This window comes from Kitasatospora paranensis, assembly GCF_039544005.1.
In the GTDB taxonomy this organism is placed as follows: domain Bacteria; phylum Actinomycetota; class Actinomycetes; order Streptomycetales; family Streptomycetaceae; genus Kitasatospora; species Kitasatospora paranensis.
The window spans coordinates 7,604,279-7,617,931 of record NZ_BAABKV010000001.1; the positions used below are offsets into that span (position 1 = coordinate 7,604,279).

Here is a 13,653-nt window from a genome sequence, read left to right on the forward strand (position 1 = left end):
GACGATGACCGCACCCTTCGACTTCGACCCCACGCACGTCGCGCCCGCCGACGGCCTGCAGACCTGGGCGAGCCCCGACCCGTCCCGGCCGTCGGTGCGGCTCGACCCGCTGCTGCCCGTACGGGTCGCCGACAGCAGCGGCAACTGGTCGCGGGTCGTCTGCTCCAACGGCTGGTCCGCGTGGGTCGACGGCCGGATGCTCGTCGCGCTGCCGCACCCGCCGCCCGGCACCGGCCGGCCGCTCACCCCGGCCGAGGACCCGCGCCCGCTGCTCGCCGCCCTGGAACAGGCCCTGGCCTCCTACCGCCGCCTGGTCGGCGAGTACGCCGACGGGCTGATCGACCTGGAGACCTTCCGGGACCGGACCCGCAACCTGCGGCTCGGCGCCGTCCTCGACGGCCCGTCCGCCTGGCTGCTCGACCTCGACCAGGGCCGCTGGTACTACAGCGACGGCACCCGGCTGCAGACCTACGCCACCGTGGAGCCGCCCGTCTCCGAGGGCTCCCACCCGAGGGGTGACGCCGCATGACGACCGCGGCCCCCACCGACCTGACCGGCCACCGGCTCGCCGGCTACCGCCTCGACGAAATGGTCGGCCGGGGCGGTATGGCCGTCGTCTACCGCGCCGAGGACCTGCGCCTGGGCCGCACCGTCGCCGTCAAGCTGCTCGCCCCCGACCTGGCCCGCAACGACGTGTTCCGCGAGCGGTTCGCCCGCGAGTCCAAGATCGCGGCCGCCATCGACCACCCGCACATCGTCCCGGTCTACGAGGCCGGGGAGGCCGACGGCCTGCTCTTCATCGCGATGCGCTACGTCCGCGGCCGCGACCTGCGGGCCCTGCTGGACCGCGAGGGGCCGCTGTCGCTGCGCCAGACCGTCCGGATCACCACCCAGGTCGCCTCGGCGCTGGACGCGGCGCACGCCCACGAACTCGTCCACCGCGACGTCAAACCGGGCAACGTCCTGGTCGCCGAGGGTACCGACAGCGACCACCCCGAGCACGTCTACCTCACCGACTTCGGGCTCACCAAGAAGTCGCTGTCGCTCTCCGGTCTCACCACCGTCGGCCAGTTCGTCGGCACCCTCGACTACGTCGCCCCCGAGCAGATCAACGGCAAACCGGTCGACGGCCGGTGCGACGTCTACAGCCTCGCCTGCGTGGTCTACGAGATGCTCTCCGGCGACCCGCCCTACCGGCGCGACGACGACCTCGCGCAGCTGTGGGCCCACCTCAACGACGAACCTCCGCGGATCTCCGAGCAGCGCCCGCAGCTGCCCGCCGCCCTCGACGCCGTCCTGGTCAAGGCTCTCGCCAAGACCCCGGACGAGCGGTACGAGAGCTGCCTGGCCTTCGTGGGCGCGCTGCGCGGCGCCGAGCACGTGGCGGCCCTCGCCGTCCCGTCGCCGACCGAGATGGTGCCCCAGGTCGTCGAGTCCGCCGCCGTCGAGTCCGCCGCTGCCGCCCCCGCGGCGGCGCCCCCGCACCGGCCCGCGACCTCCCGCTCCGGGAGCCCCCGGCTGGGCCCGGCCGGTCTACGGCGCCGACGGGTAGCCCCCGCCGGGCAGCCGCCGGCCACGACGGGTAGCCTGCCGCCGGGCAGCCGCCGGCCAGGACCTTCGGCACCGGTTTCAGGACCGGACGCCCGGCCGGTCGCGGCGGACCCGGCGCGCCGTGAGACCGCCGAGCAGCCCGGCCACGGCACCCCAGCCGGCCGCGATCGGCACGGCGGTGAGCAGGTTCGGGCGCAGGTGCGCCTGGCCCTCGCCGCCGAGGCCCAGCAGCGACAGCCCGTACGCCGCGGAGATGGTGGTCAGGAGGCCGATCAGCAGCATGGCGACGGCCATCGCCACCGCGAGGCGCACCGCGTGCTGCCAGGGCCGGACGGACGGCGGCGCGTGCATCGCCATGCCCAGCCCGGTCAGCAGCAGGGCGACCACCGCCAGCGCGAGCAGCAGCCAGGCCCGGCCGTCCTGCTGGGCCACCAGGCCGAGGTCGAGCCGGACGTCCTGATTGCTGCGCAGCGCGCCGGACAGCGGCTGGGGGACGGGCAGGCCGAGGTCGCCCGAGACGTGCCCCTGCCAGGACGCGCCCATCCCGATGCCCAGGGCCAGCCAGGCCACGTTCGGCAGCCCGAGCAGGACCACCGCCAGGGTCTGCCGCGGATGGCCGCCCACCGCCGCCTCCACCAGCCCCACCGGGACGGCCACCGCCGCGTACACCAGTAGCAGGGAGAGCACCGCGTGCGCGGCCGGGCGGACGGCCGGGCCGGCCCGCAGCAGCCTGACGGGCAGCGGTGTCCGGCGGGAGACCGCGACCGCCACGGCCAGCACGACCGCCAGCCACAGCAGGCCGTAGCCGACCGCAGGGCCGGGGTCGACGGCGAAGCCGACCGTCGGCGACGCCCCGAGCAGCCCGCCCAGTTCGTCGACCAGCGGCTCCCCGGTCGAGACGGTGAAACTGTGCCGGGCCGGCCAGGCCAGCAGCAGCAGCGCCACCGTCCACAGCACCGCGACCCGGGCCGCCCGGCCCGCGAGTTCCCGTCCCGTCACCACCGCGTGCAGCCGCAGCGGACGCAGGAACAGCCAGCCCAGCAGCAGCGCGCCGGTGAGGCCGACCGACAGGGGCAGGGCGGTGATGCCGCCGTGGGCGCCCGCGACGAAGGCGGCGCTGCCCTCCAGGCGGGCCGGTGCCCCGAAGGCCATCAGCACCGTTGCCGCCAGGACCGGACCGAAGCCGCCCGCGGGGAGCCCGTCGGCCCCCGCCGCCCACAGGCCCAGCGCCGCCACCACGAGCATTCCGGCCACCGCGGCCGCCACGGCGGCCAGCGCCTCGGCCCAGCGCCGCGCCTCGACGGCGCCTGCGCCGCCCGGACGGCTGCCGACAGCCGGCCGGGCGTCCGGCCGGGCGCGGGAAGGATCGCTCGACGGCACACCGGCTCCCTTGCTCCAGGTCACGGCCGGCCGATCCGACACGATCGACCGGCCATGACCACTCGGCCCCCGCGGCACCCTCCCAGCTTCGGGCAGCCCGGCGGGAACGGCGAGCGCTCACCCCCGTTCGGCCCGGCCCGTCCGGGCGTGCGGGAGCGGGCCGTGGGCGGGCGACGGAGAATGAGCAGCGGGGGTCCCCAGGTACGGGAGGAAACTCCGTGAGTCCGCAACCGCCGACATCCGGTCAGCCATCCGGTCCGCCGCCCGAGGAACCGGTCGGTCCGCCGTCCGGTCCGCTCTCCGGTCCAGGGTCCGGTCCGCCGCCCTCGGGAGGCCGTCCCTCGGGCTCGCAGTCCGGAGCGGAGACCGTCGTTCCCGGCGGTCAGCCGTCCGGTCCGCCGTCCGGGCCCACCTCGCACCCGGCGGGCGGCGGCGGCGCGGTGCCGCCCGGCCCCCGCCGTCCGGCCCGCGCACCGTGGTGACCGGTGGCGGCGGAGGCGGTGGCGGCGGACGTCCGCACCTGCCGTGGTGGCGCAGGCCGAGGATGATCGCGCTGGTCGGCGGCGTCGCGGTGGTCGGGATCGTGCTGGGGCTGGTGCTGAGCAGCAGCGGCTCCGGCGGCACGGCTGCGGCCGCGCAGGACGTGGCCCTCCAGCCGGCCGGCTCGACCGGGCCCGCCCCGTTCACCGGCTCGGTCGCCGAGCAGCCCGCCTCCGGGACCGCCACCCCGTCCTCCGGCGCGACCGCGGCCGCGGCGCCCGCCGGGGGCACCCACAGCGGCGGCGACCCCGGCCTCTACGGCGGCACCAAGAACATCGCCAGCTGCGACGTTCCCAAGCTGAGCAGCTTCCTGGCGGCCAACCCGGACAAGGGCCGCGCCTGGGCGGGTGTGGAGGGCATCGCCCCCAACGCCATCGACGGCTACCTGCACACCCTCACGCCCGTCCTGCTCCGCGCCGACACCCGGGTCACCAACCATGGCTTCGAGAACGGGCAGGCCACCGCCTTCCAGTCGGTCCTGCAGACCGGCACGGCGGTGCTGATCGACCCGCAGGGTGTCCCGCGCGTCCGGTGCGCCTGCGGCAACCCGCTGCTGCCGCCGGTGAACACCGGTGCGCCCTCGCACTTCACCGGGCAGTCCTGGAGCTCCTTCAACCAGCAGAACGTGGTCACGGTGACTCCGGCGCCCACCGCGATGAAGACCGTGGTCCTGGTGGACCCGCACAGCGGCAAGGCCTTCGGACGTCCCAACGGCGGCACGGGGAACAACGACACCTCGGCGTCGGCATCCGCCTCCGGTCCGTCGTCCGGCCCCTCCTCGGGCCCGTCCTCCGGCCCGTCCTCCGGCCCGTCGTCCGGCCCGTCGTCCGGCCCTTCGTCCGGTCCGTCCTCGGGTCCCTCCTCGGGTCCGTCCTCGGGTCCGTCGTCCGGCCCGTCCTCGGGTCCCTCCTCGGGCCCGTCGTCCGGCCCGAGCTCCGGACCGGCCTCCCCGAAGAGTCTGGGCCCGGCCGGCGGCTCCTCGGCCGCCGAGCTGTCGCCCGCCCCCGGCAGTTCCGCGGGGCCGGCCTCGCCGCCGTCCTGATCCGGACCGCCTGCGGCGCGCCCCGCTGCGCGCCGCAGGCGACCGGACGGGCGACCTGGCCGTGACCCGCCAGGCCCGGACCGCCCCGCCGGCAGCGGACTCTCTGCCTCGGGCACATGGCCCCCGTCCTGCCCGGCCGCCGCGCTGCTCCACCTTCCCCGCCTCGCACCCGAGCCCGCCGTCGGCTCCGCCGCCCGGTGGGCGCTGCGCCCGGCCCTCCTCGCCCTCCTCGCCCTACTCATGGCCGCGCTGTGCCCGCTCGACCGCGCTCCGGCCGGCGAGGGTGGTCCCGGCGCTCGCGGTGCGGGCCCGGCAGGGGCTCGCGCCCGGCGGCACACCCTCGGTGGCGGTGACCGCCGCCTTCGTGGTCGGCGCGGCCCGGGCCCTGGTGCCGCCGCGATGGCCCGCCGACTCCGCGGAGCGCGGCGCGGAGCCCGCCGCCGGGAGCATGTGACCTGGGCCATCCGGAGCGCGTCCGCGGGCCCGGTCGTGGCCGACGCTGCGCCGGGCGGCCGTGACCGTGCGTGGAGAATGTGGCCCGGATCACCGCCGCTGTGCGGTGACCGGCGCCACATCCGCCCCGCCGACAGGCCGGCCGGGTGGCGGCCGGGCCCTTGATTCCGGGGGTCGGGCGCGCCGCTTACCGCCGGTATCAAGGCCCTGGCCTGGGACTTCTCCCGGATTCCTTGAATCCGGCCGGAGGCGCCCGTAGCTTCGAAATCACCGCGGCGAGCACGGCTCCCGGGAGCCCCCGGTACGCAGATCGTGCCCGTCCCCGCGGTGAGGTCCGGAAATCCCGAGCCCGGCAGGGCTTGGTTCCGGCCGCCCCCTTTGCCCCCTCCGAGAGGAACCGCATGACCTTCCGTAACGAGACCACCGCTGCCACCACCGCCACCCCGACCAAGCGCAGCAAGCGCGTCCGGATGGCACTGATGGGCGGCGCGCTGGCCGTCCTCCCGGTGGCCGGCCTCGTCACGGCCACCACGGCCTCCGCCGCCCCGGTCTCCACTTGGGACAAGGTCGCCCAGTGCGAGTCCACCGGCAACTGGGCCGTCAACTCCGGCAACGGCTTCTACGGCGGCCTGCAGTTCACCGCCAAGACCTGGGGCGCCTTCGGCGGCCACGCCTACGCCGCCAACGCCCACCAGGCCACCAAGGCCCAGCAGATCGCCGTCGCCGAGAAGGTCCTCGCCGCCCAGGGCCCCGGCGCCTGGCCCGTCTGCTCCGTCAAGGCCGGCCTCACCCGCTGACCCGCACCACCCCACAACACCACAGCACCACCGGCCCGGCCCACCCGGCCCACGGCAGGTGTCACGCCGCCGGCCCGCGCCCCCACCAGGGGGTGCGGGCCGGCGGCGTCGCGCGCGGGCGGTGCCGCTCAGCCCGCCCGGTGGACGATCTCGCCACCCACCACGCCGAGCTCCACCCGGGCGTCCAGGAACGCCTTCGGCTCCAGCGCGAACAGGTCGTCGGAGAGCATCACCAGGTCGGCCAGCTTGCCGGGCGTGAGGCTGCCCAGCTCACCCTCCAGGTGGTTGGCGTACGCACTGCCCAGCGTGTAGCCGCGGAGCGCCGTCGCCAGGTCGAGGGTCTCCTCGGGCATCCAGGGCTCGCCGCCGGCCAGGCCCTGCCGGGTGACCGCGGTGTACAGCCCTACCAACGGGTCCATCTCCGCCACGTTCCAGTCGCTGGAGAGCGCCAGCGTCGCGCCGGAGCGGTGGAGGCTTCGCATCGGCCAGGCCTTGGACCAGCGGTGCTCGCCGACGGCCTCGGCCCAGTCCCGCCCGGGCCCGGCGATGTCCGGCGAGCAGTGCCGCGGCTGCATGCAGGCGACCACACCGAGCTCGGCGAACCGCGGTACGTCGGCCGGGTCCAGGCACTCCACGTGCACCACCTGGTGGCGGGCGTCGCGCGGGCCGTTGACCGCCCGGGCGTGCGCCACCGCATCCAGGACGGTGCGGATGCCCCGGTCGCCGGTCGCGTGCACGAAGGCCTGGAAACCCGCCGCGTCCAGCCCCGCCAGTACCTGCGCGAACTCCTCCGGCGGGTAGAAGGTCTCGCCGCGGTGGCTGTGGTGACCCGCGTACGGCTCCAGGAGCGCGGCCGTGTGCGGCTCCACCACGTCGTCGATGTACAGCTTCAGCGGTCCGACCCGGAACCGGTCGGACCGGTGGCGGCGGGCAGCCTCGGCGAACTCGGCCAGGTCCGCCGCGGTGGTGCCGCGCGGGTGGAACAGCCCGGCCACCAGCCGTGAGCGGAGCCGGCCCTCGGCGAGCGCGCGCTCGAACAGGGCGAGGTCGTCCAGCGAGTTCTGCGGTTCGACGACGGTGGTGATCCCGTACCGCGCGGCCATGTCCAGGCTGCCCACGAGCCGCCGGTACTGCCGGTCGGGATGGGCCCACGGCACGCCGGCCGCCCGCAGCGCCCGGTGGCCGTCCCGGGACAGCCCGCGCACCGCGAAGTCGGTGAGGAAGCCGGTCGGCTCACCGGTGGCCGGGTCCTTCCGCACGGTGCCGTACGGCGTCTGCACGGTGTCCCGGTCGATGCCGAGGCGGCGCAGTGCGGCGGTGTTCAGCCAGGCCGTGTGCACGTCGTAGCTGAGCACCAGGGCGGGGTGGTCGCCGGTGTACGGGTCGAGGTCGGCGGCGGTCGGCATCCGGCCGCCGGGGATCGCCGAGTAGTCGAAGGCCTCGCCCTCGATCCAGTCGGCCTCGGGGTGGCTGCGGCGCCGTGCGGCGATCCGTGCGCCGATCTCGGCGAGGTCGCCGGCGCCGGCGAGCTGCACGCAGTCGGCGTCGGAGCCCAGCCGGACGTGGTTGTGGCTGTCGACGAAGCCGGGCAGCACGAGGCGTCCGCGGGCGTCCACCACCTCGGTGTCCGGCCCCGCGAGGCCGCGCCACGCGTCGCCGTCGCCGACCCAGGCGATCCGGCCGTCGCGGACGGCGACGGCCTCGGCGCGCGGCCGGTCGTCGTCGACGGTGTGGACGTGGGCGTTGTGCAGGACGAGGTCGGCGGGACGGTTCACAGCCGGGCTCCGTTCAGGGGCGCCGCGGTGGCGGCGTCGTCGTTGTCGGCCTCCTGGACGTCCGCCGGCAGGCTGAGCACCCAGTGGGTGGCGCTGCGCGGGCGCAGGTAGGCGAACCAGTAGCCGATCCCGGCGAGCAGGACGGCGGCGGTGATGAGCAGGTCCCGGGCGGTCTGCTGGGTGAGCGAGTAGCCGAGCGCCGCGATGGTCACGATCGGGACGGCCGGCCAGAGCGGCATCCGCCAGGCGGGTGTCCGGCGGCGCCGGCCGCGGCGGGCGGTGAGCGCGGCGCAGCCGAGCAGCAGGTAGATGACGGCGACCACGACGCCGGTGAAGCCGAGCAGGGCGTCGATCGGTACGGCGAGCGCGAGGACGATGCCGGGCAGGCCGATGGCCAGGGTGGCGGCCCAGGGCGAGCCCCAGCGGGGTGCAGCGAGCCGAGCAGCCGGTTGACCGGGTCGGGCCAGGTGCGGTCCCGGGCGGAGGCGTAGAGCACGCGCCCGTTCTGCAGGACCATGACGATCACCGCGTTGAGGATGGCGGCGGCGATGCAGAGGCTGACGAACGTGCCCACGGTGCTGCCGGCCCACGAGTCGACGACCGCGACCAGGTCGCCGGTGGCGAGCATGTCGGGGGAGTCCACGCCCAGGCAGATCGCCGCGACCGGCACGGTGATCAGCACCACGCCGGCGAGCAGCGACCACAGCACGGTGCGGGCCACCGTGCGGCGCGGGTCGCGCAGGTCCTCCGAGAGGTAGACCGCCGTCCCGAAGCCGTTGTAGGTGAACAGGGCGACGGCCAGCCCGGAGACCAGCAGGCCCGCGGTGAACGGTGACGTGCCGCCGTGGCCGTCGGGGACGACGGCGTGCACCAGGCTGCCGAGCGGCTGCCGCACGTGGGTGAGGCCGAGCACGCTGACGACGGCCGCCGCCAGCACCTCGATGCCGAGGAACAGGCCGGTGATCAGCGCGTTGGACTTGATGTCGAGCACGCCGACGGCGACGGCGAGGGCCATCACCGCGGCCCCGGCCACCGCCGGGTCGACCGAGACGACCGAGGACAGGTAGCCGGCGGTGCCGAGGGCGATGATCGGCGGGATCACCAGCAGCGACACCACCGAGATCACGAACACCAGCCAGCCGGCGAGCCGGCCGAGCAGCTGTCCGACGATGGAGTACTCGCCGCCGGCACTGGGGACGAGGGTGCCGAGCTCGGCGTAGCAGAACCCGACGCCCAGCGAGAGCAGGGCGGCGATGAGCAGGGTGGCCACCGTGCCGCTGCCCTGGCTCTGGAGCAGCGGCGGCACAACGATGAACAGCGACGAGGCCGGGGTCACGCACGACAGCGTCAGCAGGACGCCGCCGAAGACGCCGAGCGAGCGCGGGAGCGCCGCGACGTCCGGCTGGGGGATCTGGTCATCGGGATTCCCGGCGTGGTGAGGGAGAGGGGGTCGCCGGTCATTCAAAGCCAGGCGAAATCATGGCGTCAATGGATTCCGGACGTATTTACGCAGGTGATTTTCCGGAATTCCTGCGATTCTTAGGCGGGCAGGCCGGAGGGCAAGTGATCCGCCGGTCAGGCCGGGAGATCGTAGCTGTAGGTCTCCTTGACGATGTCGAGGTGGTACCAGGCCTCCGCCCGCACCACGTCCGGCAGGGCCCGGAGGGCGTCGAGGGTGGCCAGCAGGGCCGACCGGTCGGCGGCGTCCACGCCGCACACCACGTCGAAGCGGCCGTGCCCGGCGGCGACGTAGTTGACCCCGGGCAGGCCGACCGCCCGGCCGGCGGCCGCCCGGGCGCTGCCGCGTACCCCGAGCCCCACTCCGATGGCCTCCCGCACGCCGAGCGCCCGCGAATCCACCAGGCCGGTCACGTGCACCGCCCCGGACTGCAGCAGCCGCAGCACCCGGGCCCGGGTGGCCGGCTGCGAGAGCCCGACCCGCTGGGCGAGGGCCGCGAACGAGGCCCGCCCGTCGACCTGGAGCAGCCCGAGCAGGATCCGGTCCGTCCCGTCCACGGCCGCCGGGGTGTCACCCGCGCCGGGCGGCGCCGCGGCCGGCGCGTCCGGCTCCCCGGCCTCCCCGGGCTCCCCGGGCTCCCCGGGCGGCGGCGAGTAGGCGTCCTGCAGCAGCTCGGTGCAGCGGAACACCTCGATCCCGCGCACCCCGGGGATCTCCCGCAACTCGGTGAACTCGCCCTCCAGTGCGGCGTCGTCGGCCACCCGGACTTCGGCGATCACCGCGCCGCCGCCCGCGGTGCAGGACACGAACGAGGTGGCCGGCCGGGCCGCCGCGGCCACCGCCGCCGGCCGGGCCGGCCCCTCGACGGCCAGAGAGACGTGGGCGATCGCCGCGATGCCCACCACCGAGGGCCGGACGATACCCACCACCCGGACGGCGCCGGAGGAGGTCAGCCGGTGCACCCGGGCCCTGGCCGCTTCCCGGGAGACCCCGAGCAGCTCGGCGAGCCGCTGATAGCTGACCCGGCCGTCCCGCTGAAGCTCGCGGACCAGCGCGGCGTCCAGGCCGTCCAGCACGGCTCCCACCCTTCCTCCGATGTCCCGCGGTGCCCTTCGGCGTCCCGCGGTTGTCCGTCGCGGGCGGTCGCCCCGGCCGAGCGTACGCGGAGACCGGCCCGGCCCGGCCCGGGCGGCGGCCGGGTCGGAGGGCCGGGCCTGCCGCGCTCTGGTAGTTTCCGGCCCCGTGGAGAGCACACGGAGCATCGCAGGGTCCGTCCGCGGCCGGCTCGACGCCGAGGGCGTGCCGTACCGCTGGCTGGACATCGACCCGGCCTACGCGGACACCGCCGAATTCTGCGCGCACTACGGCTACGCGCTGGAGGACTCGGTCAACTGCATCCTGGTGGTGGCCAAGACCGAACCGCGCCGGTACGCGGCGTGCCTCGTCCAGGCGACCCGGCGGCTGGACGTGAACCGGGCCGTGCGCAGGCTCCTCGGCGCCCGCCGGGTCTCCTTCGCCGGGCCCGAGGAGACGGTCGGGCTGACCGGCATGCAGGTCGGCGGCGTCACCCCGGTCGGGCTGCCGCCCGGTCTGCCGGTCTACCTGGACGCGCCGGTGACGGAGCGGGAGGAGATCGTGCTGGGCGGCGGCGACCGCGGCGGCAAGGTGCTGATCACCCCGCGGCGCTGCTCGCCCACCTGTCCGGCGCCGTGGTGGTGGAGGACCTCTCGACCCCGGCGCCCGGCGCCTGACCCCGCCGCCTTGCGGTCGCGCCCATCCGTCTGACCTGCGCCGATGTGCCGTGGTCGGATAGCGTGGCCGTCCGGTGGGTCGAGCTGCGGGAGACGACGATGGACGGTGTGCCGGTCCGCTGGCTGGTCGGCCGCCGCGACCTCGGGCTGACCGTGCTGGCCGGCGCCGCCGGCCTGGACACGCCCGCGACCTGGGCACACAGCATCGAACTCGCCGACCCCGGGCCCTGGCTGGCCGGCGGCGAGCTGCTTCTGACCACCGGCCTGCGGCTGCCGGCCGATCCGGCGGCGCAGCGGCGGTACGTCGCCGGGCTGGTCGGGGCCGGCGTCGCCGCGCTCGGGTTCGGCACCGGCCTGACGTACGACCCGGTGCCTCCCGCGCTCGTGCAGGCCGCCGAGGCGGCCGGCCTGCCGCTGGTCGAGGTGCCGCTGCCGACGCCGTTCGTCGCGGTCACCCGCGCGCTCATGGAGCGCCTCGCCGAACTCCGGTACGAGGACGCCGTCCGCGCCGCGCGCAGCCAGCCGCGGATGACCAGGGCGGTGCTGCGGGGCGGGCCGTCCGCCGTCGTCCGCGAGCTCGCCGTCGCGGCCGGCGGCAGCGTGCTGCTGTTCGGGCCGGACGGCGCCCTGCGCACCGCCTACCCCACGGCGGCCGCCGGCCGGGCGGCCGGTGCCGACCTCCCGGCGGGCCACGCGGCGCAGAGCGCGGTGCACTCCGGGCCGCACGGCACGGCGGCCGCGCAGCCCGTGCAGGTCGGCCGCCGCAGCCACGGCAGGCTCGTCCTGCTGGTCGAACGCCCGTTGTCGGCCACCGACCACCTGCTGCTCGGGCACGCCGCCTCCCTGCTCGCCCTCGACGCCGAGAAGACCCCGCGGCTGCGCGCCGAGCGGCACCGGCTGAACGGGCTGCTGCTCGGCCTGCTGCTGGACACCGACCTGCCCGCGGCCGCGGACCTGCTCGCCGAGGCCGGTCTGCCGGCCGGGCCCGGTCTGCGGCTGCTCGCGCTCGCGCCGGGTCCCGGCGGCGATCCGCACACCGTCCTCGCCGCCGCGGGGGCCCGCGCGGAGGCGGCCGGGCTGCCGCGGTTCGGGGCCGTCCGCGACGGGCTCGCCGTCCTGCTGCTGCCCGGCGGCGAAGCGGCGGGAGAGGCCGGGGCGGAGCGGGTGCGGGCCCTGGCCGGCGGCGCGCGGGCCGGCCTCAGCGGCCCCCACGGCCCGGAGGGCGTGCGGACGGCCTGGCAGGAGGCCCGCAGCGCGGTGGCCGCCGCGGGCGACGGCGGGCTCGTCCGCCACGAGTCGCTGGCCGGCAGCGCGCTGACCGCCGCCCCCGAGACCCGGGCCGTCCTGCTCGCCCTCGCCCGCGCCCGGATCGGCCCGCTCGCCGCCCACGACGCCGCGCACGGGACGGAACTCCTGCCCTCGCTGCGGGCCTTCCTGGAGCACCACGGCCAGTGGGAGGCGGCGGCCGCCTCGCTGGGTGTCCACAGGCACACCCTGCGGACCAGGATCGACCGCGCCCGCGCCGTGCTCGGCACCGACCTGGACTCCGCCCACGTCCGGGCCGAACTGCTGATGGCCCTCACGGTCTGGCCGCCGGGCGCCACCGGACCGTGACCGGACGGATCGTCCAGTCACGGCCCGCCCCGACACGCCACTTCGTCCCCTGACCGGGGCGGTCGGCCCGACCACAATGAGCCGCACACCGAACGAAGGAGTTGCGGGTGGGCACGGGAACGGACGATCGACGGGGGCCGCTGGCCGGCGTCCTGGTCGCGGACTTCGGCCGGGTACTGGCCGCGCCGTACGCGACCATGCTGCTGGCCGACCTCGGCGCGGACGTGGTGAAGGTCGAGCACCCGGACGGCGGTGACGACACCCGGGCCTGGGGGCCGCCGTACGCCGCGGACGGGCAGGCCACGTACTACCTCTCCGTCAACCGCAACAAGCGCTCGCTGACGCTGGACCTCCGGGACGCCGCGGACCGTCGGCGGGCCCGCGAGCTCGCCCTGCGCGCCGACGTCCTCGTCGAGAACTTCCGGCCCGGCACAATGGCCCGCCACGGGCTCGGGTACGCGGACCTCCGCTCCGGGAACCCGGCGCTGGTCTACTGCTCGGTCAGCGGGTTCGGCACGGGGAGGGCGCCGCCCTGCCCGGCTACGACCTGCTCGTCCAGGCCGTCGGCGGCCTGATGAGCGTCACCGGGCCCGGTCCGGGCGAGCCGGTGAAGGCCGGGGCGGCCCTGGTCGACGTGCTGACCGGGCTGCACGCCGCGGTCGGCATCCTCGCGGCCCTGCGCGAACGCGACGCCACCGGCGAGGGCCAGCAGGTCGAGGTCAACCTGCTCTCGACCCTGCTCTCCAGCCTGGTCAACCAGTCGTCCGGCTACACCCTGGCGGGCGCCGTGCCCGGGATCCTCGGCAACCGGCATCCCTCCATCGCGCCCTACGAGGTGTTCCGGGCCGCCGACCGGCCGCTGGTGATCGCGGTCGGCAACGACCGCCAGTTCGGCGCGCTCTGCCGCGGCGTCGGCGTGCCCGACCTCGCGTACGACCCCCGGTTCGCCGCCAACGCCGACCGGGTCGCCCACGTCGACGAACTGGCCGCGCTGCTCGGCCCGCCGATCGGGCGGCGGACGGCCGCGGCCTGGTTCGAGGAGCTCACACCGCTCGGCGTGCCGTGCGGGCCGGTCAACGACCTGGCCGGCGCGTTCGCCCTCGCCGACCGGCTCGGCCTCGCCCCGCGCACCGCCGACGGCCTGGTGGCCAACCCGATCGGGCTCTCCCGCACCCCGCCCGGCTACCGGCTCGCCCCGCCCCGGCTCGGCGAGCACACCGACGAACTCACCGCCTGGCTCGACACCCCTCGCCATCCCCTCCACGACGACGTGAACGGAGACCCCCTGTGA

General features: G+C 76.3%; 11 protein-coding genes and 2 pseudogenes. 8 read left to right on the forward strand and 5 right to left on the reverse strand.

Translation table 11 applies throughout. From position 1 onward, the window contains the following. Positions 1 to 4 precede the first annotated feature (4 nt). On the forward strand, positions 5 to 529 hold the full coding sequence (locus ABEB13_RS36105; RefSeq protein ID WP_345708879.1) for a hypothetical protein: 525 nt from the start codon (positions 5 to 7) through the stop codon (positions 527 to 529). Between the two features lie 77 nt (positions 530 to 606). Further along, positions 607 to 1,275 (forward strand): annotated as a pseudogene (locus tag ABEB13_RS36110) (serine/threonine-protein kinase); the annotation flags it as partial. A 354-nt stretch (positions 1,276 to 1,629) separates the two neighbouring features. Here ABEB13_RS36110 and ABEB13_RS36115 read toward each other — a convergent pair. Continuing rightward, positions 1,630 to 2,955 (reverse strand): streptophobe family protein, encoded by a 1,326-nt coding sequence (locus ABEB13_RS36115; protein WP_345708880.1) that lies wholly within the window; start codon positions 2,953 to 2,955, stop codon positions 1,630 to 1,632. Between the two features lie 520 nt (positions 2,956 to 3,475). On the opposite strand from ABEB13_RS36115, the gene ABEB13_RS36120 reads away from it, so the two are divergent. The 3 genes from ABEB13_RS36120 (at position 3,476) to ABEB13_RS36130 (ending at position 5,763) form a co-directional block, all read left to right on the forward strand. Continuing rightward, positions 3,476 to 4,513, forward strand: a complete 1,038-nt coding sequence (locus tag ABEB13_RS36120; RefSeq protein ID WP_345708881.1) for a DUF6777 domain-containing protein — start codon at positions 3,476 to 3,478, stop codon at positions 4,511 to 4,513. A gap of 283 nt (positions 4,514 to 4,796) precedes the next feature. Next, entirely contained in the window at positions 4,797 to 4,967 is a 171-nt protein-coding gene (locus ABEB13_RS36125; protein WP_345708882.1) for a hypothetical protein, read from the forward strand. Between the two features lie 400 nt (positions 4,968 to 5,367). After that, a complete protein-coding gene (locus ABEB13_RS36130) occupies positions 5,368 to 5,763 on the forward strand; it encodes a transglycosylase family protein (protein ID WP_345708883.1) in 396 nt (131 codons plus the stop codon). Positions 5,764 to 5,891: 128 nt separating this feature from the next. Here ABEB13_RS36130 and ABEB13_RS36135 read toward each other — a convergent pair whose 3' ends face one another. The 4 genes from ABEB13_RS36135 to ABEB13_RS36150 form a co-directional block, all read right to left on the reverse strand. Then, a complete protein-coding gene (locus ABEB13_RS36135) occupies positions 5,892 to 7,538 on the reverse strand; it encodes an amidohydrolase (RefSeq protein ID WP_345708884.1) in 1,647 nt (548 codons plus the stop codon). After that, positions 7,535 to 7,750, reverse strand: coding sequence for a hypothetical protein (locus tag ABEB13_RS36140; protein WP_345708885.1), 216 nt, complete (start codon positions 7,748 to 7,750; stop codon positions 7,535 to 7,537). Before ABEB13_RS36140 ends, ABEB13_RS36135 begins: the two co-directional genes overlap by 4 nt. After that, entirely contained in the window at positions 7,747 to 8,874 is a 1,128-nt protein-coding gene (locus tag ABEB13_RS36145; protein WP_345708886.1) for an APC family permease, read from the reverse strand. Before ABEB13_RS36145 ends, ABEB13_RS36140 begins: the two co-directional genes overlap by 4 nt. Before the next feature lie 239 nt (positions 8,875 to 9,113). Continuing rightward, positions 9,114 to 10,082, reverse strand: coding sequence for an Lrp/AsnC family transcriptional regulator (locus ABEB13_RS36150; RefSeq protein WP_345708887.1), 969 nt, complete (start codon positions 10,080 to 10,082; stop codon positions 9,114 to 9,116). A 157-nt stretch (positions 10,083 to 10,239) separates the two neighbouring features. Here ABEB13_RS36150 and ABEB13_RS36155 point away from each other — a divergent pair, with 157 nt between their 5' ends. From ABEB13_RS36155 to ABEB13_RS36165, 3 genes and pseudogenes are all read left to right on the forward strand, one after another. Next, the gene (locus tag ABEB13_RS36155) at positions 10,240 to 10,782 is read left to right on the forward strand and encodes a YbaK/EbsC family protein (protein WP_345708888.1); all 543 of its coding nucleotides are present in this window, start codon (positions 10,240 to 10,242) and stop codon (positions 10,780 to 10,782) included. 29 nt (positions 10,783 to 10,811) lie between these two features. Continuing rightward, positions 10,812 to 12,362 (forward strand): PucR family transcriptional regulator ligand-binding domain-containing protein, encoded by a 1,551-nt coding sequence (locus ABEB13_RS36160; protein ID WP_345708889.1) that lies wholly within the window; start codon positions 10,812 to 10,814, stop codon positions 12,360 to 12,362. A 197-nt stretch (positions 12,363 to 12,559) separates the two neighbouring features. Continuing rightward, positions 12,560 to 13,653, forward strand: a pseudogene (locus tag ABEB13_RS36165) (CaiB/BaiF CoA transferase family protein).